This is a genomic window from Streptomyces sp. FH025 (assembly GCF_017427025.1).
Taxonomy (GTDB): Bacteria; Actinomycetota; Actinomycetes; order Streptomycetales; family Streptomycetaceae; genus Kitasatospora.
In genome coordinates, this window is record NZ_JAFLNG010000081.1 from 1 (window position 1) to 18220 (window position 18220).

Here is an 18220-nt window from a genome sequence, read left to right on the forward strand (position 1 = left end):
TCCGGTACTCGACGTACGGCAGCGGAACGTCGTCTTCGCCACCATCGTGCTCGGCATGCTGCTGGCCGCCCTCGACCAGACCATCGTCGGCACCGCGCTGCCCACCATCGTCGCGGACCTCGGCGGGGCCACCCACATGTCCTGGGTGGTGACGTCCTACCTGCTGGCCGAGACGGTCGCCACCGTGCTGGCCGGCAAGTTCGGCGACCTGTACGGGCGCAAGCTGCTGTTCCAGATCTCGGCGATCGTCTTCGTCGGCGGCTCGTTCCTCTGCGGCCTGGCCACCGACATGACCCTGCTCATCGCCTGGCGGGCGGTGCAGGGCATCGGCGCGGGCGGCCTGATGGTGACGTCGATGGCGCTGATCGCCGACGTCATCCCGCTGCGCGAGCGCGGCAAGTACCAGGGCGCGATCGGCGCGGTGTTCGGCGTGGCGACGGTGATCGGGCCGCTGCTGGGCGGGCTCTTCACCGACCACCTGTCCTGGCGCTGGGCGTTCTACGTCAACGTGCCGATCGCCGTCGTGGTGGTGGCCGCGGCCGCCCGGACCATCCCCTCGGTGCGCTCGGTGGTGCGGCCGGTGATCGACTACCTGGGGATCGCGCTGGTCGCGGTCGGCGCCAGCGCCCTGATCCTGGCGACCAGTTGGGGCGGCAACCAGTACGCCTGGGGCTCCTCGACGATCATCGGCCTGTTCGCCGGCGGCGTGGTGGCGCTCGGCCTGTTCTGCTGGGTGGAGACCCGGGCGGTCGAACCCATGCTGCCGATGCGGCTGTTCCGCAACCCGGTGTTCGCGGTCTGCTCGGTGCTCAGCTTCATCGTCGGCTTCGCCATGCTCGGCGCGCTGACCTTCCTGCCGACCTTCCTGCAGTACGTCGACGGCGACTCGGCGACGGTCTCCGGCATCCGGATGCTGCCGATGGTCATCGGCCTGCTGATCGCCTCCATCACCAGCGGCAACATCGTCAGCAAGACCGGCAAGTACCGGCTGTTCCCGATCGCGGGCACCCTGGTGATGGCCCTCGGCCTCTACCTGCTCTCCCGGCTCGAACCGGGCACCGGCACCGCGCTCGCCTCGCTCTACATGTTCGTGCTCGGCGTCGGCATCGGGCTGAGCATGCAGGTGCTGACCATCGCCGTGCAGAACACCGTCGACTACGCGGACCTCGGCACGGCCACCGCCGGGGTCACCTTCTTCCGCACCATCGGCAGCTCCTTCGGCACCGCCGTGTTCGGCACCATCTACACCAACAGCCTCAAGACCGACCTCGCCCGGGGCATCGGCTCCGCCGCCCGCGCCACCGGCGCCGACCCGGCCGCGCTCGCCCACGCCGCCGAGAGCCCGCAGGGCCTGCACGCGCTGCCCGCCGCGCAGGCCGCACCGATCGTCCAGGCGTACTCCGACTCGCTGCACACCGTGTACCTGTGGACGATCCCGGTGGCCCTCCTGGGCTTCGTCGTCGCGCTCCTCCTCAAACAGGTACCCCTGCGCGACACCACCCGGGCCGGCTCCACCGACATGGGCGAGGGCTTCGCCCAGCCGACGACCAGCGACTCCGACCCGCACCTGGAGTACGCGGTCTGCCAACTCGTACGCGGCGTGGACCTGGACACCGTCCGCACCATCGTCGACGACGCCGACACCCGGGTCGACCTGGCCGGGGCCTGGGCGCTGACGGAGGTGGCCCGCCACACCAAGGCCGTCGGCCACGCCTCGCTCGACCTGATCGCCGCCCGCAAGCGGCTGCCGCCCGAGGTCCTGGAGCCGGTCTTCGACCGGATGACCGCCGAGGGCTACCTCACCCGCGACGGCGACCGACTCACCCCCACCGACGCCGGCGCCCACGAGGTCCGCGCCCTCGGCCACGCCTGGTCCGACTGGCTCAACGCCCGCCTCGACGCCGACGCCGGCCGCCCCCGCAGCCCGCAACTACGCGCCGCGGCCGACGCCATCGCCTGGCGCCTCCTGGTCGAGGACCTCGCCAACGGCCTCCCCGCCCACGCCCGTTCGCACCGCTCCACGGCCGTCACCGAAGGGTGACGCTCACGCCCCGCTCCTCGAAGATGTCCAGGACCAGCTCGAACAGCGAAACGCCGCCGTCGCCGTCGCCGGTGGGAACGCGCTCGGCCAACCGGGCTCCGGTCTCGGCCGAGGAATCCCAGCGCAAGGTGAACGGAGTGGTGGCGCCCCAGCCGCCGGTCAGGCAGTCGTCCAGAGCGTCGAGGTTCCAACCGAAGTACGAGCAGCCCGCGGCCGGCCGGAACAACCGCCCCGGCCGGTTCCACTCCGGCTCCGACAGCGCCTCGATCTGCTTCGTCCGGGCCCGTCACGGCTACGAGGTGCCGGCGCTCCTGCCCAAGGCCTTCGAGACACCGAACTGGAACTTCTCTCCTTACGAGGACGACCATCGCCAACTCCTGCCCGCCCTGCACGTCGCCGTGCTGCGCAGTTGGTACGAGCGGTTCGGTGCCGAGCTCTACTACGCGCGCAGCTCCTGCCTCGAACTGCTGGTCGCCCACCCACCGAGCGACCGGCACACCGCGGCCCGGGTCGCCATCGAGCAGTACGCCTACGCGGCCGACGACATCCAGGACCTGGAGCAGGCCGGCGACGGGCAGGTCCGCTCCCCCGTCTGGTCCTTCTGGTGGGACTGACCACCTCATCGAGTACCGGCACGGTGTCGTCGCGGATGTCCGCCGGGGGCGAGGCTGGGCGCTGTCGGCGACCGGCCGGTGTCACCGGGTCGCGTCGGCGGCGATCCCGACGAGCTGGAGGATCGCGCGGCCCCAGGCCGTGGCCGCGATCAGCACACCGAACACGACGGCGGTGAAGACGGTGAACGCCTCATCGACGCGACTGCGGGCCTCGGTCCGGCGCCGGAGCCGGACGACGATGAAGATCGCGAGGAACGTGGTCGCGCTGATCGTGTACTCCACTACCCACCCCGGCATGTTGACTCCGTGTAGGGGCCCGACTACCCGGAGCCCCGTTCATTCGGGTGAGCCTGCCAGAACCGCCGCCCGCCCGAAGGCGGTTTCGCGAAACCTGCCGGGCGCGAACGACCCCCGCGCCCGCTCCCCACCGAGAGCAGACCCTCTGCGGGCTCTGGTCCCGTGAACAAAGCCACCTTCGCCAACCACTGACCGCCCGCGCGAACTTGAGAACACTCAACGACCCCTCCCCCAGCTCCCGGTCGTGGGCCTGGCGCAATAGGGATGCGCGCAGGTGGGAGCGTCCTTCATACTTTCGCGAGAACGAAGACGGTGTGGAGGTAGAACCGATGAAGCTGGCGGAGGCACTGGCCCAGCGCGCGGACGCGACCCGGCGGGTCGAGCAGTTGCGGACACGGATCGCGGGCAGTGCGCGGTACCAGGAAGGCGAGCTCCCGGCTGAGGACGCGGGGCAGCTGTTGGTCGAGGCCGGATCGGTGCTCGAGGGCCTGGAGTCGCTGATCCGCCGGATCAACCGCACCAACGCCACGGTGGCGATGGCCGGCGGCGGTACCCTCACCGATGCGCTGGCGCGCCGGGACGTGCTGCGGCTGCGGCACTCAGTGGTGACCGCCGCGGCCGACGCCGCCGCCGGTCGGGGCGGGGTGCGTCAGCTGCGGTCCGAGCTCAAGATGTTATCCGCTCTGCCGGTCGGCGAACTGCGCACGCAGGCGGACGTGCTGGCCCGCGAGATCCGCGAGATCGACGTGGAGATCCAGCGCACCAACTGGGAGGTCGACCTGCTCGACTGACGGCACGGACGATGCGGAGCAGGTAACCGTCCGGGAGGCGTGCGCACACCGCGGGTCGGCGGTCAATCCGGCCCTCTCCTGGCGCGCGGAGAGCAGCGCAGGGGTTCGACTCCCCTCATAACAACGCAGCTCAGCACGGCGTACAGGTGACAGTGCACACCGCACAGCACACCACCACGCGCAGATCCCGGACGGCGAGGGCGGGAATGGGGTATCCGCATCGACGAGCAGCATGTACTTCGGCACCGCCGACCGTCCCGTCAGGACGGTCGGCGGTGCGGCCCGACGAGGTGTCAGCCCTCGGCGCCGCCCGTCCGGCCCTCGTCCGCGGGCTCCTCGGCGAGTTCTTCGGCGAAGCGGTCGGCGGCCTCCGTCAGCTGGCGGATCTTCCGGTTGGACTGGCTGCCGAGGCGGTCGGCGAGGTGGTCGGCGACGATGCGGTCGGCGGCGCGCAGGTCACCGCCCAGTAGTTCGCGGGTGACCACCAGGGCGTTGACCGGGAGCAGGTGGCGCCCGGACATCCGCTGCTGGACCTCGTCCATGCCCTCGGCCGTCAGCGTCTGGCGCAGTTCCTCGATCAACGGGGCCAGCCACAGGGCGTGCAGCGCGTACTCGCCGCGGTCGGCGAAGGTCGCGTGGAGCCTGGCGAGCAGCTGCGCCGGGTACTCCTCCACGGGTTCGGCGAACTGCGGGTAGTCCTTGGCGAATTCATCCCAGTCGACGTGGAGTTCGGCGATCTGCTGCGGGACGACGGGCCAGCGCAGCCAGTCCTCGTCGGACGCGATGAAGACCTGCCGCAGCAGCTCGTAGGGCACCTCGGCGGTTCGCGAGAGCAGGATCGCGTCGTAGAGGTCCTTGCCCTGCGGGTGGTTGTCCGAGACCAGCCACAGGATCTTCCACGCGAGGGAGAGCTGCGGCGTGGCCGCGAGCAACGGGCCGGTGACGCCGGGGAGTTGGTAAGGCTGCGGCGGGACGGACAGGTGCTCGGTGAAGACGAAGTCGAGCTGGACCGTCCCACCCGGGACACCCGGGGCCGACCACGGCAGGACGAGCCTGCGCCCGGGAATCCTGCTGTACGTCCAGATCTCGTCGCTGACCGCCTGGTCGGCGTGCAGTCGCACCGTGCCGGAGAGGCGTTCGGCACCGGCGGCGAGCTCCTCGAACATGCGGTCCGTGCGTTCGTCCTCCAGTTCCCAGTCCGTCGGGCGGACCACGAAGTCCAGGTCGCCGGGCTCCCGCGCCTGCTCGCCGTACCAGGCCCGCAGCAGGATGCTGCCGCGCAGCACCAGGTGCTCGGCCCACGGGGAAGCGGCGACCGCGGACAGGGCGGTGTTCAACGCCTCGCGCCGCGCGGCGAGCCAGCGTTCGGCGAGCAGCGGGTCGGTGAAGGCCGGCTCGCTGGGCCGAAGGGCCCGGCCGTACCCGGCGAGGGCGGGATCGAAGACGGGCTGCTGGGTCACCGCCTCGTCGTCGATCGGGCGGATGCTCCTGGGCAGCTCCCGGTCCTCGCGGACGTCCTCCGCCGGCGGCTGCTTGGGCAGCAGGACACCCTGCCACGGCCCGAACTGCAGCTCCTCCCACGCGACCGCCACCGGCGCGTGGGTCTGGGTCTGGGGCTGGAGCTGGTTCTCGGTCATCTCGGGTTTCCCTCCGCGTACGGCCCGGTGCTGCGCCCGTGCCCGTGCTCGCCTTCGTGCTCGTGCTCGTACTCGTGCTCGGTTATCCAGCCCGCGTCCAGGGCCTCGTCGCTGTCCACGACGACGAACTCGCGTTCCACCGACACCGCCTCGCGGCCGTCGGCGGCCAGGTCACCCAGCAGCGCCTCCAGGCGGCGCCCCGCAGTGTCCAGGCCGACCAGGCGGCACCGCTGGGTCACGAACCACTCGTACCGGCCGTCCTCACGCACCCGCCGCGGGTTGCGCGACAGGTGCGCACCGTGGCGGACAGCCAGCTCGGTGAGGTCGGCCGTGGCGGCCGGGCCGGCCAGCAGCAGCTTGACGTGGTGCTCGAAGTACCGGCCGGCCCCGTGCCGCTCGGCGTCCTCGTCCGACACCGGGACGCCCTGCGCCCACGGCGTGGCCTCGATCTTCGCCCGCAGGACGGTGAACCCTGCCCGGGCCAGCCGGCCCGCGGTCCGGGACGTCTCCGCGGCGACCTCCGCCAGCGTGCCGTCGGCCCGCAGGGTGAGCATCGGCTGCGAGGGCACCGCACCACGCGCCAGCAGGATGTGGGTGAACTTCAGGCCGTGGCCGTCGGCCCACGCGGCCAGCGCCTCGACGGCACCGGGCTCCACGGTCAGGTGCACCTCGAAGTCGCCCCGGACGTCCGGAGGAGCGGGCGGGTCGTCACGGCGTTGGTCAGGACAGGTGTCGAGCATGGTGAGCATCCTGCCAAGCCCCTATGACAACGCCCCACGAGCCCAGGCGCTGCCACGTGGACGGTCCGGACCCTCACCGCGCTTCGCCATTCGAGCAGCGAAGTGACCTGGTGCGACGGCGGGCACGGCAATTCCTCGGCGACCACGGCGATACGCGGAGCGTGCCGTCGGAGGGCCGAGGGAGCGGGACCGGTTCAGCCGCCCAGGTGGGTCAGAAGCGTGCCGCCCGACGGGTAGGGGCGTTCGGCGGGAAGGAGTTGCCGGGCGGCGTCCAGAGCCCTGTCCCTCACCTGAGCACGGATCGCATGCGCGAGTGCGGTGACGTCGTTGATCGAGACGATCCACTTCTCCGCGTAGCGCTCAGCGGCCTCGCCGGCGAGACCGAGTTGAAGAGAGCGGTGTGGAAGGGGCTGTAGGTGCAGATCGCGTTCGGGATCCCACTGCACTCGGGCCGGTGCTCGCTTCAACTGGCGCTTCCAAGCCGCGCGGTCGGGGTGCAGCCCGTGTTCGTAGTGCGACAGGCAGGCGCTCCCCAGGGCCCATTCGAAGCCCTCGCGGGTGATTTCGATCGCGAGGACGGTCTCCTGGCCTTCCTTGCTCGCCCACCCACAGCGGTACATCATCCAGAGGAACGACGGTTTGATCCACGTCATGCGGTCCCTCTTCCAGGCAGCCGGAAAGCGACCGTCCTGTGCGGCGGGCAGACCGATCTCCGGAGCGTACGCCTGGTAGACGGTCACCGTGGAGGCCGTGTAGAGGGCGCGGATCTGATGCTTGGGTTCTGGCACGGTGACCAGAGTCGAGGTTCGATGTGCATCGCGCCAACGAATTATCCAGGCCGGATGCGGCCGGCTGGGCGCTGAACGGAGTAGGGCTCCGGCTTCGGCTCCAGGGTGTCCGGGACGGGGCGGCTTGAAGGCGTCGTCGTCTTCCCCGGCAGCACCGTCCCGTACGCCTACCGCACCGTGCACCGGCCGGACGGCGGGACCGACCATCACCTCGTCCGCCTGGATCCGCCGCCACCGCGGTTGTCCCACTGACCCCTGGTGCTGCGTCAAGCCAGCGCCCCCTGTGGGCGGCGGCTGCCCGGTTCCGTCAGGGGCGACGGCCCATCGCCACGGGCCAGGCCGCCGCCCTGCCGGGCGCCCGGGCCTCGACCGGGGCCTGGGGCGAGCGCCGGTGGCGCTCCTGGACTCGGCGGCCGCGTTCACCGGACCCTGGGATCCGGGGCTCCCGCGTGAGCGGCTGTGCGCGGCGGCGAGTGGCGTCAGCGTGGCGTCAGCGTGGCGTCAGCGTGCGAACTTCTCGATGGCCGCCGGGGTGACGGGGGTGAAGAAGTTGACGAGGTTGCCGTCGGGGTCGCGGAACAGCAGGGAGCGGTTGCCCCAGGGCATCGTGGTGGGCTCGGTGACGAAGTCGGTGACGAAGCCGGTCAGGTTCTGGTGGACGCGGTCCACGTCGTCGACGAGGAACTCGGTGATCACGCTGTGGTTGTCCGCCGGGCGGGCGGAGCCCGGGGCGAACAGCGGGACGGTGCGGGTGCCGGCGATCGCGAGGGTGGCGCCCGCCGTCCTGAGTTCGGCGAAGTCCTCGGTGGCCCACGTCGCCCGCGCTCCTGTGGCTCGCTCGTAGAACTCGACGAGGCGCGCGACGTCGCTGGTGATGATGCGGATCGAGACGAAGTCCATGGAAATCTCCCTTGGCTGTGCTGAAGGCGTGCACGTCGCAGGCTAGGAGGAATAGTGGACAGAATCGGTCCTGTATTCGGGCTAGGCTGCGGACATGCCTCGACCCACCGGCCGCGTGCTGACACTCCTGGAGCTGCTGCAGTCGGGCGGCACCCGGACGGTGGCCGAACTCGCCGACCGGCTCGGCGTCGAAGGGCGCACCGTGCGGCGGTATGTGGATCAGCTGATCGATCTGGACGTGCCCGTGGAATCGGTGCGCGGCCGCTACGGCGGGTACCGGCTGGCTCCCGGGTACCGCCTGCCTCCGCTGATGCTCAGCGACGACGAGGCGCTGGCCGTGCTGCTCGGCCTGGTCGCCGGCCGCCGAGCAGGGTTGACGACGACCGAGCGCACGGCGAGCGAGACGGCATCGGCGAAGATCCGGCGGGTGCTGCCCAAGCACATCGCCCGTCGGCTCGACGCACTCCTGGAAGCTCTCGACTTCACGGATCAGCCCGGCGAGTTCGACGCCCCGGACGCTGGGGTCCTGCTCCCGATCGCCGATGCGGTGCGCCACCGTCGACCGGTCTCGATCCGCTACACCGACCGTGACGGACGGCGCAGCGAACGCACGCTGCACGCGTACGGGATAGTCGCCCATGCGGGCCGGTGGTACGTCACGGGCAAGGACGCCCGGGTCGGCGAGGACCGAACCTTCCGGCTCGATCGCATCGCAGACGCACGGACCCTGCCCGGCTCTTTCGAAACGCCCGTGGGTCCCGGTCCGGCACAGCGCGTGTTGTCAGGATTCGCCACGGCCGAGTACCGGCATGAGGTGACCTTGCGGATCCACGGGACGGTCGGGCAGATCCGTGCCCGCCTTCCCGCCGGCGTCGCGAGCGTGGAGGAACACGAGCCCGCGGCCGGCGAGGACCAGTCGGCCGAGCGCTGGCTGCGCGTCGAGCTGCGGGCCGAGCGGCTCGACTGGTTGCCTCCGGTACTCGCCTCACTCGACCGGCCGTTCGTCATCGAGCGCCCCGATGAACTGCGCGACCTCGTCATCGCGCTCGCCGATCGCCTCACGTCCTACGCCCGCCAAACCTGACCGCGAGGAACCGCGAACCGAGAAGGTCGTCGAGCGCCGGTCGGCCCTCCCTGGCCCCTCCCTGACCGTTTCGCGGACCTCTGACCGGGCGGCGCCCGCCGTGCGGAAGAGCGGTGCTGTCGCCGGTCTCGTCCGACTCACGGATGGAGTGGCCTGGTGAAGCCGTAGAGCAGATCGAAGAAGCGTTTGCGGAGTTCGTCGGTGGTCAGGCGGAGTTCACCAGCGCCTGCCAGGTGGTCGAAGACGAGGCCGTCCAGGAAGGCCACGAGTACCGGCGCCTGTGACGGTGGATCGGATGTGCCCGCGGCGGTGAGCAGATCCTGCGCTACGGCCCGGTGGGCCTTGCCTGCGGCTACGAGGACGGCATGCAGTTCGGGGCGCCGCGTGGATTCCAAGGAGAGTTCGTAGCGGGCGAGCATGCGTTCGCGGCCGGTGGTGACCCAGCGTTCGACGAGGTCGGCGGTGACCGCGGCGACCTGGGCGATGTCCACCGGTTCGGCGCTGACGGGGTGATCGGCCAGGTCGGCGGTGTCAACCTCGGCCAACCGCTCGACCGTCGCCTGCAGGAGCGCCTGCCGGGTGCGGAAGTAGTACGAGCACGAGCCGGTCGGCACACCGGCGGCCTCGTCGACGGCTCGGTGCGTCAGACCCCGCATCCCCGCCCGGGCCAGCGTGCTGATCGCCGCATCGGCCAGTTCCTGCCGTCTTGTCGTGCCTTCGGCCACTGCTTCCTCCCGGTCCATGACCACCCACTCTACAGGTGTAGCGTTCCTCGCGACTGCTACACCTGTAGAGCGGCCGACGCATCACCACCGGCGAGGAGCAGCTGGTGGCTGTCGGTTACGGCATGGGGTGACGGAGCTGTTCGATGATCGCCGCGTAGCTGTCGCCGCCGTACCCCTCGGCTACGGCCCTTTCGGCCAGGGTCACGAGGAGTTGGGGCAGTTCGGCGTCGACGTCGGCGGCGCGGCTCTCGTGGAGGAGGTGTTTCATTCCGGCCAGGTTCGTGTCGACGGTGGATTCGGTGGCCGGGTAGGCGCCGTCGTCGATCTGCTGCGCATGGCCGGGCACCCAGTCGGCTACGGCTTCGATGCCCGCCTTGGCGAAGCCGGCGAATGCGGTCGCGGGGATTCCCGCCTTGCCGAGCAGGGCGGCGCCGTGCAGGAAGCCGTTGAGCGTGCTCCACACCAGACTCAGTACGGCCGCGTCGAACAGGGACGGCAGGCCGTGGTCCGCGCCGACGTACACGGAGCCGCCGAGGCTGCCGAGTGCCTGCCGGTGCTGGTCGAACGCGGCGGTCGGACCGCTGTAGAGGATGGTGGCCTTCGCGGTACCGATGGCTGGAGGTACGGCCATGATCGCGCCGTCGAGGTAGGCGGCGCCTTGGTGCGCCGCCCACTTGGCCACCTCGCGGGCCGCCTGCGAGGTGCCCGAGGTCAGGTTGACCAGGGTGCGGCCGGCCAGGTCCCGGCTCACGGGTTCGAGGATGTCACACACGTTGTCGTAGTCGGAGACACAGATGACCACGAGCGGGCCGGCCGTGACGGCGTCACGAACGGTCCGGGCGAGCTGCGCGCCCTGCGCGGTGAGGGGTTCGGCCTTGCTGGGGGTGCGGTTCCACACGGTAGTGGGGTGGCCTTGGCCCAGGAAGGCCGCAGCGAGGGCCTGGCCCATCAGGCCCAGGCCGAGGACCGAGAGGGGGGTACGGCCGCTGTCGGTGTCGATGTCGATGTCGATGTCGGTGTCAAGGTCGTGCGTCATGTGCTCGCTTCCGGTGAATCGGCGTGGGTGGCGGGGCGCCTGGAGGTCAGCTCGTGGTCTCGGGCAGCCGCCAGGCGGTACGCAGCTGGCGCACGAAGGCGGAGGCCGGGGTCAGGCGGACGAGGGTGTTGCGCACCCGGGTGCGCGTGGGGGTGCTCCAGTGGGCGACGCGTCCGATCTGGTGGGCGGCCTTGACGACGGCGTTGGCCCTGGGCTGGCGGAAGCGTTCGTAGCGGCGCAGGGCGTCGGGAGTGGGGCCGTACTCGGTGATCAGGTCGGTGAGGGCGAGCGCGTCCTCGATGGCCTGGCACGCACCCTGGCCGAGGTTGGGGGTCATGGGGTGGGCGGCGTCGCCGAGCAGGGTGGTGCGGCCCCGGCCCCACTGCGTGACCGGCGGGCGGTCGCGGATGTCGTCGCGGCGGATGGCACTGACGGGGGTGTCCTTGACGGCCTGGCGGACGTATGCGGGGAACTCGGCCGTGGCCCGGGTGAGCGCGGCACGGGTGTCGCCGTCCTTGCCGTCGGCGGGACCGTTGGCGCACAGGAACCAGTACAGGCGGCCACCGTCGATGACGCATCCGCCGAAGCGGCGACCCGCTCCCCACATCTCTCCGACCCAGTCGCCGGGCAGAGGGTTCGCGTCGGTGACGCCGCGCCAGCAGTAGTAGCCGCTGTAGCGGGGTGCCTGGGCGCCCAGCAGCGCGGTTCGGACGGTGGAGCGCAGGCCGTCCGCACCGATCAGCACGGAGCCGTGCACTTCCTGTCCGTCGGCGAGGGTGACGGTGGCCCGATCGGGGTCGACGGCGGTGACGGTCGAGGCAAGCCGCAGTTCGCTGGTGCCGAGCTGGCCGACCAGCGCCTGGTGGATGGTCGCGCGGTGCAGGCCCAGGGTGGGGGCACCGATCTCCGCCAGCAGGGCGCCGGCCTGGGCGGAGCTGGGCTTCAGCAGCACACGGCCGCGGGCGTCGTAGACCGCGGCCGTGGAAAGCCGCGCGCCGACGGCTTCGAAAGGCTCGGCCAGGCCCAGGCGGCGCAGCGCGATCAGCGCGTTGGGCTGAACCGTCAGACCGGCCCCGACAGGGGCGAGTCGTTCCGTCTGCTCCAGGACGACGGCCGGAATGCCGCGGCCGGCGAGTCCCGCGGCGAGGGTGAGTCCTCCGATGCCGGCTCCGGCGATGAGTACGGGGTCCATGAGGTGCTTTCTCCTTCGGGTCTTGCCAGGTTCCGGATCAAGTGCAGTGGCGTGGTGCACAGTTCGGCCGGGTAGAGGTCGAGTCCGTCCGGCTCGGCCGGATGGGACATGCGGTCCCGAGCTGCGGACGGTCGTTCCCGTTCACACGCCCGATGCCTCTACAGACGTAGAGTACCCCCATGTTGCTACAGCTGTAGAGGCCGGGGGTGGGTCCACTGCCGCGCATGTCGAACTGGCAGCGGCCCAGGGCGTTGATGTGCCAGCCCTTGGGCGGTGAAAGTTGGGCGACGCTCACCCGATGGGGCCGCTGCACCGGCCGACAGGAGTCTCTCCGGCCGCCGACGCCGGAAGCTGCGCGCATCTCCAGCGGCGGAAACCTGCTCGACGGCATTGAGGCGCAGACCGCTCAGGCAATGCGCGACGCTGCTGTTGTCGCGTCCGGTCAGTTGGCCTGGAGCCCCGCCAGCCACCTCAGGACGAGGTCGTTGAAGTCGTCGGCTCGCTCCTGGTGGAGCCAGTGTCCGGCCTCCGGCCAAGAGAGGGACCGGCTGCGGGGGTCGGCGAAGGTCGATTCCTCCCATGCGGCCTGTGCCGGGTGCGTGTGGACGGTGAGGACGGGGCATCGCCTTCTGCGCAGGTACTCGTCGGCGCCCGAACGTGTCGCGACGGAGCCCTCCTTCAGGAATGCCTCCAATGTGGACCGCATCACCGCGGGGGCCATGCCCAGGACTCGCCGCCGATGCCAGTTCCTCAGGGCATCGGGTATCCGCTCGCCTTCCACCGCGGCGAGCGCGTCGGCGACTCGCTCCAGCCCGTTGTCGGTTCCCAGCGCATCGAGGAGTGGCTGCCATCGTCCGGACGCCTCGTGGTCGGGCAGGCCATAGGGCGAGTCCACGACGACCGCGGCCGCGACGAGCTCGGGACGCTCCACGGCGAGCGTGCTGACGATCACTCCGCCTTGCGAATGGCCGACCGCGACGACCCGGCCGACTTGCAGGAGGCCGATCAACTCCGCGAGGTCTGCGGCGAAGTCCGTCGGGTCGAATCCTTCGCACGGCACGCTCGAGCGCCCGTGCCCCCTGCTGTCGGGCGCGATCACGCGGAAGCCGGCATCCACCAGGGGGCCGACCTGCCAGCTCCAGTCGTGGGAATCGCACCCCCAGCCGTGAACCAGCAGGACGGCGGTATGGCCTTCTTCCTCGTCCGTGTAGAACAGCCGGACACCTGTCAGGTCGGCATAGGGCATCGCGATGGGCTCCTTCCGCCCGCGAATGACGTGAGCATCACATGATCAAGGCCTCCATGGCGTGCAGGAGACCGCCCGGGGCCAGAGCTGATGCCGGTTCCCTCCCGTCACCCGACGAGCCCGACCCGCTCCACTTGGGCAAGGTCAGGCTGACAGCATCTAGTTGCTATTACAAGCATTGATCTGAGGTCTAGTCGTCAACTGAGCGGCCTAGAGGACCACAATGGTTGCGAATGCATGCACCTGAGGCTAGATTCACGCCATGTCGAGCGAGCAGAGAACGTCAACACTTGGCGCGGATGCGGCGATCGCGGCGCTTCCGCCACTGGAGGATCTCGGATCCGACGCCGGGCGGCGAGGTGTTCCGGCGGAAGCAGCGCACAGCCATCTCTTCTTCTGGATCACCCAGGTCGCGGGGCGCCGGGACCGCCTCCTGGCCCAGGAGTTCCGGCCCTATGAAGTGCGCGTCGCGGAGTGGCGGGTGCTGCTGTCGATCGCCATGCGACCGGGGATCTCACTGAAGGAGGTGGCCGAGCACGCCATGATCGACCAGACGACGCTCACCCGGAACGTGGAGACCATGGTCCGGGCGGGACGGATCGTTCGCAGTTCCGACCCGTCCGACATGCGCGTGACACGGCTCGATCTGACCGAGGCCGGCGGCGAACTGTTCGAGACGCTCTGGCCGATCGCCGACCGGATCAACCAGTCCCTCTGCGACGGTCTGCCCGACGGGGCTGCCCAGCTGATGTGTCATGGCCTGCGCGAGGTCTGGCGGGGCATGGACCGCATGGCGCCGCGAGGAAAGCGATGACGGCGACGGAAGCAGCGGAACCCGAGCACCGGGGGCCCGCCGACAAAAGGAGCGACAGCATGAGCAGGCAGTTCACCGATCTGGACATGAGCTTCAGCCGGGTGCCGTACGACTGGGACAGCAGGGAGGAACTGCTGGAGATCCCCTTCCCGATCGAGGAGTACCACGAGCGCGTCGCCAAGGTGCGCGCGGAGATGGCCGCCGAGGGACTCGACGTGCTGGTCATCCACGGTGCTCCCGGATGGCTGAACGGCGACGTGCGCTGGATATCCAACTTCATCACGGCCATCGGGAACACCGTTGTCGTGCTCCCGAGCGACGGCCCGTTGATGCTGGCGACCGACTCGATCCTGCATTCGGCGCCGATGCACTCCTTCGTCCACCACACCTGGATCCGTGATGTGCGGCCGGGCCACCTGCCGGGTACGGTGCGGGATCCGCAGGACATCGGGCAGCACGTCCGGGACTTCCTCATCGAACAGCGGTTGGACGGCGCACGCGCCGGCCTGGTGGGCAGGCGGTTCATGTCCGCGGCGATCGTGGACGCGGTCCGCGACGGCCTGCCCGGCGCCGAGCTCGTCGACGCGCAGCTCGCGTTCTGGCGGGCCAAGCAGATCAAGAGCCCCCGGGAGATCGCGATCATCGAGCATGCGGGCCGCGCCACCGCGGCGGGCCTGGAGGCGGCGATGGAGCTGGCCAGACCGGGAGTGACCGAACTGGAGATGTCCGCGGCGGCGCATCAGGCGATGGCGAGCACAGCGGACTGGATCGGGCACTGCATGATCGCCGCCGGTCCCCGGTCAGGTCTCAAGCACCTCTATCCCACGTCCCGCAAGATCGAGGACGGTGACCTGGTCTTCATGGACATGGGCGTCCATTACCAGGGATATTTCACCGACACCGCGCGGACGCTGTGTGCCGGAACGGTGGGCCGCGAACAGCGCGAGGTCCTGCAGTGCGGGCTCGACATGTTCGAAGCGGTCCTCGCCGCGGCCGGACCCGGCGTGCGCGTGGCCGACCTGCAGGACATGGCCCAGGGGATCGCGGAGGACGCGGGCTACGGCGAGCACTACTGGCCGACCGGGTTCGGGCACGGCATCGGGACCAACATCGCGGAGCTCCCCAGCCTGCACTGGCGCAGCGACACGGTGCTGCGCCCCGGGCACGTGTTCGCGCTCGAACCGATGATCGTGATCCATGGCTTCGGCTGCGGTGTGATGGAGGACCAGGTCCTCATCACCGAGACCGGCGCGCGTTCCCTGACGCCCGCGAGGAAGGACCTCTGGTGATCGAGGGATCGGCGACGTCTGCGGCGTTCGGCGCAGGTGACCCGACGTCGGCCTCAGCGATACTCCGTCGCCATCTCGCTCGCCCGCTGTGACACTGATCCGATGGAAGAAGCCTTCACCAAGCCGATGCCCGTCGTCCTCGGCATAGACGACCTCCGACCGCTCCCCAGGGCCACGCGGATCGCCCGCACCAGCCGCGAGGGCATCCGGCTGCTGGAGGAACACCGCGACAGATTCATCGACGAGCTGTGGCTCGACCACGATCTCGGCGGCGACGACACCATCATGCCGGTGGTGGCCCTCATGGAAGAAGCCGCCTTCGACGGACGGCCCTTCCAGATCGGAGCGGTCTTCGTTCACAGCGCCAACCCCGTCGGCGCCGCATCCGTCGTCCGGTCACTCACGCGCTGGAGCTACCGCGTCCAGCGGGCATCGGTCCAGGGCGTGCGAAGTCAGAGAACGGTCACCGGCAGGAACTCGAGGCCGCGCCGTCCATCCGACGCTCCCCTCCGAGGCGATGACTACCGGTTCGTGAACGACCAGCGGGTGCGGTGGAGTTCCCGCACGCATACCGGATCCCACACTGTTGGGCCGGCCCCGGCGGGGCCGGTCCAACAGTGGGACGACTCGTACGCGCCCGGTCAGTGCCCGGTCGGCGCCGGCTCCAGCACGAACAGCGGAATCTCGCGGTCGGTCCTCTCCTGGTAGTCGGCGTAGTCCGGGTATGCGGCAACGGCCCGCTGCCACCACTCGGCCTTCTCCGCGCCGGTGACCTCGCGCGCCGTCATGTCCTGCCGAACCGGCCCGTCCTGCAGTTCGACCCGGGGGTCGGCCTTCAGGTTCCAGTACCAGACGGGGTGCTTCGGCGCGCCGCCCTGCGAGGCGACCACGGCGTAGCGCCCGTCGTGCTCGACCCGCATCAGCGGGGTCTTGCGCAGCTTGCCGGACTTGGCTCCGACGGAGGTCAGCAGGATGACGGGCATCCCCCGCAGCGTCGTGCCCTCCGTCCCGCCGGACGACTCGTAGGTCTCGACCTGGGTCCGCACCCAGTCGGTCGGGCTGGGCTCGTACTCACCTTTGAGTGGCATGCTCATCCGTCCCATCGCTCTCGGTGACGCTGGATCGACCCATGGTCCCACCTCGCCCTCCTCGCCGACACCCGGTTCGCCTCACCGTAAACCGCCGGTCGTTCCTTAGCCCTGCTTGGGAATCCACAGGGGCTGCTAATGGAAAAACTCATCCTTTCGAGTGAGTTTGCCATCCCCTGCTTCCGGTGCGCGCAGGAGTGACACAAATTCTGCGGACTCAAACGTGCCTGCGCCGACCCACGCCGGGGGGCAACAATCTCCGAGTGGGTCGGCCGATCGCCGGTTCGGCCCAACTCCTCGTGATGCGAGCAGCGTTGACGTATCTGACGTCACATCAGTCACGTCATTCACGTCAGTCACGTCGGATGCGTCAGCCACGTCAGATGCGTCAGCCACGTCAGACATTCGATGTCGAATTGGGGACCAGCCATGACCACCGAGGCCGTTCAGCCGAACCAGCAGAGCCTCAGCACCTCCGCCGCCCGGCAACTCGCCACCACCACCAAGACCGTGCCGCAGATGCTCGGGATCACCCCCCGCTATCTGCTGCGCGCGCTGCCCTGGGTGGACCTGGAGGCGGGTGTCTACCGGGTCAACCGCCGCCGGGGCTTCATCCTCGGCGACGGGCTGATCAGCACCTACGTCGACGGCGACGGCACCAACCGGGTGATCGCCGAGGACCTGCGCGAACTGCCCTTCCTCAGCCAGGTGGACGGCACGGTCCTCGCCTCGCTCGCGAACGGGTTCGTCGAGCGCGAAGTCGCCCCCGGCGAGCCGATCGTCGAGGCCGGCGCGCCGGCCGAGCACCTGCACCTCATCGCGTTCGGCCGCGCGGAGAAGCGAGCCACCGGCGCGTACGGCGAGGACGCCCTGCTGGCCGTCCTCGGCGAGGGTGACTTCTTCGACGCCGCCGCCTGGGCCGACGGCACCGAGATGCCGTACCGGGTCAAGGCCGTCACCAGCTGTACCGTGCTCTCCCTCGACCGCCGATTGCTCCTCGAACTCGCCGACCGGGAGCCGTCGTTGCGCGCGCAGCTGAACGAGTTCGCCGCCGCCGACCGGCAGACGGCCGGCCCCGAGCACCCGATCGACCTGCACTCGGGCCACACCGGCGAGCCCTACCTGCCGGAGACCTTCGTGGACTACGAGGAGAGCCCCCGCGAGTACGAGCTGAGCATCGCGCAGACCGTCCTCAAGGTGCACACCCGCGTCTCGGACATCTACAACTCCGACATCGACCAGGTCCAGGCGCAGTTGCGCCTGACCGTCGAGGCCCTGCGCGAGCGCCAGGAGTGGGAGATGCTCAACCACCCGGAGTACGGCCTGCTCAACAACGTCGTCCCGACCCAGCGCGTGCGCAGCCGCACGGGCGCGCCGACCCCGGACGACCTGGACGAACTGCTGGCCAGGGTCTGGAAGCAGCCCGCCTTCTTCCTGGCCCACCCGCGGGCCATCGCCGCGTTCGGGCGCGAGTGCACCCGGCGCGGGGTGCCCCCGCAGATCGTCGAGCTGTTCGGCAGCCCGTTCCTGACCTGGCGCGGCGTGCCGCTGCTGCCGTCCGACAAGCTCGACCTCAAGGGCACGGCGAACTCGGCGCCCGGCACCACCAACATCCTGCTGATGCGGGTGGGCGAGGACCGGCAGGGTGTGGTGGGCCTGCGTCCGGCGAAGGTCCCGGACGAGGCCGAGCCCGGTCTGTCGGTGCGGCCGATGGGCGTCGACCGGCAGGCCATCACCTCCTACCTGGTCACCAGCTACTTCTCGACCGCCGCGCTCGTGGACGACGCCATCGCGGTGCTCCAGAACGTCGAGGTGTCGAACTACCATGACTACTCCTGACGGACTCCGGGGCGGCTCCGTGATCCCGAGCACGGCCCAACGGCCGTCGAACGGCGCAGACTTGACGGCCGACCCGCTCCCCTCCGCGCTCGCCCACGC

At 70.2% G+C, this 18220-nt stretch carries 19 protein-coding genes; 8 read left to right on the forward strand and 11 right to left on the reverse strand.

The window, feature by feature from the left end; all coding sequences use genetic code 11:
• Window positions 1-2041, forward strand: a 2041-nt coding sequence (locus J0670_RS08900) for an MDR family MFS transporter (RefSeq protein WP_243436746.1), incomplete at its 5' end; no start/stop codon positions are given.
• Here the strand turns inward: J0670_RS08900 and J0670_RS08905 are convergent.
• Window positions 2028-2267 carry a barstar family protein gene (locus J0670_RS08905; protein ID WP_243436747.1) on the reverse strand — a complete coding sequence of 80 codons (240 nt, stop codon included), beginning with the start codon at window positions 2265-2267 and terminating at the stop codon, window positions 2028-2030. The genes J0670_RS08900 and J0670_RS08905 overlap by 14 nt on opposite strands.
• A 73-nt stretch (window positions 2268-2340) precedes the next feature.
• Here J0670_RS08905 and J0670_RS08910 point away from each other — a divergent pair, with 73 nt between their 5' ends.
• Window positions 2341-2655 (forward strand): DUF4253 domain-containing protein, encoded by a 315-nt coding sequence (locus J0670_RS08910; RefSeq protein WP_207810900.1) that lies wholly within the window; start codon window positions 2341-2343, stop codon window positions 2653-2655.
• An 81-nt stretch (window positions 2656-2736) separates the two neighbouring features.
• Here the strand turns inward: J0670_RS08910 and J0670_RS08915 are convergent, their stop codons facing one another.
• Window positions 2737-2952 (reverse strand): hypothetical protein, encoded by a 216-nt coding sequence (locus J0670_RS08915; RefSeq protein WP_207810901.1) that lies wholly within the window; start codon window positions 2950-2952, stop codon window positions 2737-2739.
• Window positions 2953-3281: 329 nt separating this feature from the next.
• Between J0670_RS08915 and J0670_RS08920 the strand changes: the two genes are divergently transcribed.
• Complete coding sequence (locus J0670_RS08920) at window positions 3282-3743, forward strand: DIP1984 family protein (protein WP_207810902.1); 462 nt, start codon at window positions 3282-3284, stop codon at window positions 3741-3743.
• A gap of 293 nt (window positions 3744-4036) precedes the next feature.
• Here the strand turns inward: J0670_RS08920 and J0670_RS08925 are convergent, their stop codons facing one another.
• From J0670_RS08925 to J0670_RS08940, 4 genes are all read right to left on the reverse strand, one after another.
• On the reverse strand, window positions 4037-5380 hold the full coding sequence (locus tag J0670_RS08925; RefSeq protein WP_207810903.1) for a nucleotidyl transferase AbiEii/AbiGii toxin family protein: 1344 nt from the start codon (window positions 5378-5380) through the stop codon (window positions 4037-4039).
• Window positions 5377-6120 carry a hypothetical protein gene (locus J0670_RS08930; protein ID WP_207810904.1) on the reverse strand — a complete coding sequence of 248 codons (744 nt, stop codon included), beginning with the start codon at window positions 6118-6120 and terminating at the stop codon, window positions 5377-5379. The genes J0670_RS08925 and J0670_RS08930 overlap by 4 nt, the downstream gene beginning before the upstream one ends.
• Before the next feature lie 194 nt (window positions 6121-6314).
• Complete coding sequence (locus tag J0670_RS08935) at window positions 6315-6908, reverse strand: DUF4291 domain-containing protein (protein ID WP_207810905.1); 594 nt, start codon at window positions 6906-6908, stop codon at window positions 6315-6317.
• A 501-nt stretch (window positions 6909-7409) separates the two neighbouring features.
• Window positions 7410-7808, reverse strand: coding sequence for a glyoxalase/bleomycin resistance/extradiol dioxygenase family protein (locus tag J0670_RS08940; RefSeq protein ID WP_207810906.1), 399 nt, complete (start codon window positions 7806-7808; stop codon window positions 7410-7412).
• 94 nt (window positions 7809-7902) lie between these two features.
• Between J0670_RS08940 and J0670_RS08945 the strand changes: the two genes are divergently transcribed.
• Window positions 7903-8892 carry a YafY family protein gene (locus J0670_RS08945; RefSeq protein ID WP_207810907.1) on the forward strand — a complete coding sequence of 330 codons (990 nt, stop codon included), beginning with the start codon at window positions 7903-7905 and terminating at the stop codon, window positions 8890-8892.
• A gap of 137 nt (window positions 8893-9029) precedes the next feature.
• Here J0670_RS08945 and J0670_RS08950 read toward each other — a convergent pair whose 3' ends face one another.
• From J0670_RS08950 to J0670_RS08965, 4 genes are all read right to left on the reverse strand, one after another.
• Window positions 9030-9635 (reverse strand): TetR/AcrR family transcriptional regulator, encoded by a 606-nt coding sequence (locus J0670_RS08950; RefSeq protein ID WP_207810908.1) that lies wholly within the window; start codon window positions 9633-9635, stop codon window positions 9030-9032.
• 97 nt (window positions 9636-9732) lie between these two features.
• Window positions 9733-10653: an NAD(P)-dependent oxidoreductase gene (locus J0670_RS08955; protein ID WP_207810909.1), complete on the reverse strand. Its 921-nt coding sequence runs from the start codon at window positions 10651-10653 to the stop codon at window positions 9733-9735.
• Between the two features lie 46 nt (window positions 10654-10699).
• Entirely contained in the window at window positions 10700-11845 is a 1146-nt protein-coding gene (locus J0670_RS08960) for an FAD-dependent monooxygenase (RefSeq protein WP_207810910.1), read from the reverse strand.
• A 442-nt stretch (window positions 11846-12287) separates the two neighbouring features.
• Complete coding sequence (locus J0670_RS08965) at window positions 12288-13091, reverse strand: alpha/beta fold hydrolase (RefSeq protein ID WP_207810911.1); 804 nt, start codon at window positions 13089-13091, stop codon at window positions 12288-12290.
• A gap of 262 nt (window positions 13092-13353) precedes the next feature.
• Here J0670_RS08965 and J0670_RS08970 point away from each other — a divergent pair, with 262 nt between their 5' ends.
• The 3 genes from J0670_RS08970 (at window position 13354) to J0670_RS39050 (ending at window position 15902) form a co-directional block, all read left to right on the forward strand.
• The gene (locus J0670_RS08970; protein WP_207810912.1) at window positions 13354-13905 is read left to right on the forward strand and encodes a MarR family winged helix-turn-helix transcriptional regulator; all 552 of its coding nucleotides are present in this window, start codon (window positions 13354-13356) and stop codon (window positions 13903-13905) included.
• A gap of 59 nt (window positions 13906-13964) precedes the next feature.
• Window positions 13965-15194, forward strand: coding sequence for a Xaa-Pro peptidase family protein (locus J0670_RS08975; protein ID WP_207810913.1), 1230 nt, complete (start codon window positions 13965-13967; stop codon window positions 15192-15194).
• Window positions 15195-15296: 102 nt separating this feature from the next.
• Window positions 15297-15902, forward strand: coding sequence for a DUF3592 domain-containing protein (locus J0670_RS39050; RefSeq protein WP_243436748.1), 606 nt, complete (start codon window positions 15297-15299; stop codon window positions 15900-15902).
• On the opposite strand, the gene J0670_RS08985 is transcribed toward J0670_RS39050, so the two are convergent.
• Entirely contained in the window at window positions 15836-16282 is a 447-nt protein-coding gene (locus tag J0670_RS08985) for a nitroreductase family deazaflavin-dependent oxidoreductase (RefSeq protein WP_207810914.1), read from the reverse strand. The two genes, J0670_RS39050 and J0670_RS08985, sit on opposite strands and share 67 nt — an antisense overlap.
• A gap of 429 nt (window positions 16283-16711) precedes the next feature.
• Between J0670_RS08985 and J0670_RS08990 the strand changes: the two genes are divergently transcribed.
• Complete coding sequence (locus tag J0670_RS08990; protein WP_207810915.1) at window positions 16712-18121, forward strand: family 2B encapsulin nanocompartment shell protein; 1410 nt, start codon at window positions 16712-16714, stop codon at window positions 18119-18121.
• The last annotated feature ends 99 nt before the right edge of the window (window positions 18122-18220 follow it).

Bases quoted from the DNA above. Each gene is read 5' to 3' on its own strand.
- J0670_RS08930 (WP_207810904.1), bottom strand. From the start codon at position 6,120: ATGCTCGACACCTGTCCTGACCAACGCCGTGACGACCCGCCCGCTCCT.
- J0670_RS08970 (WP_207810912.1), top strand. From the start codon at position 13,354: ATGTCGAGCGAGCAGAGAACGTCAACACTTGGCGCGGATGCGGCGATC.
- J0670_RS08950 (WP_207810908.1), bottom strand. From the start codon at position 9,635: ATGGACCGGGAGGAAGCAGTGGCCGAAGGCACGACAAGACGGCAGGAA.
- J0670_RS08955 (WP_207810909.1), bottom strand. From the start codon at position 10,653: ATGACGCACGACCTTGACACCGACATCGACATCGACATCGACACCGAC.
- J0670_RS08960 (WP_207810910.1), bottom strand. From the start codon at position 11,845: ATGGACCCCGTACTCATCGCCGGAGCCGGCATCGGAGGACTCACCCTC.
- J0670_RS08975 (WP_207810913.1), top strand. From the start codon at position 13,965: ATGAGCAGGCAGTTCACCGATCTGGACATGAGCTTCAGCCGGGTGCCG.
- J0670_RS08940 (WP_207810906.1), bottom strand. From the start codon at position 7,808: ATGGACTTCGTCTCGATCCGCATCATCACCAGCGACGTCGCGCGCCTC.
- J0670_RS08925 (WP_207810903.1), bottom strand. From the start codon at position 5,380: ATGACCGAGAACCAGCTCCAGCCCCAGACCCAGACCCACGCGCCGGTG.
- J0670_RS08920 (WP_207810902.1), top strand. From the start codon at position 3,282: ATGAAGCTGGCGGAGGCACTGGCCCAGCGCGCGGACGCGACCCGGCGG.
- J0670_RS39050 (WP_243436748.1), top strand. From the start codon at position 15,297: ATGGAAGAAGCCTTCACCAAGCCGATGCCCGTCGTCCTCGGCATAGAC.
- J0670_RS08965 (WP_207810911.1), bottom strand. From the start codon at position 13,091: ATGCCCTATGCCGACCTGACAGGTGTCCGGCTGTTCTACACGGACGAG.
- J0670_RS08945 (WP_207810907.1), top strand. From the start codon at position 7,903: ATGCCTCGACCCACCGGCCGCGTGCTGACACTCCTGGAGCTGCTGCAG.
- J0670_RS08990 (WP_207810915.1), top strand. From the start codon at position 16,712: ATGACCACCGAGGCCGTTCAGCCGAACCAGCAGAGCCTCAGCACCTCC.
- J0670_RS08915 (WP_207810901.1), bottom strand. From the start codon at position 2,952: ATGCCGGGGTGGGTAGTGGAGTACACGATCAGCGCGACCACGTTCCTC.
- J0670_RS08985 (WP_207810914.1), bottom strand. From the start codon at position 16,282: ATGCCACTCAAAGGTGAGTACGAGCCCAGCCCGACCGACTGGGTGCGG.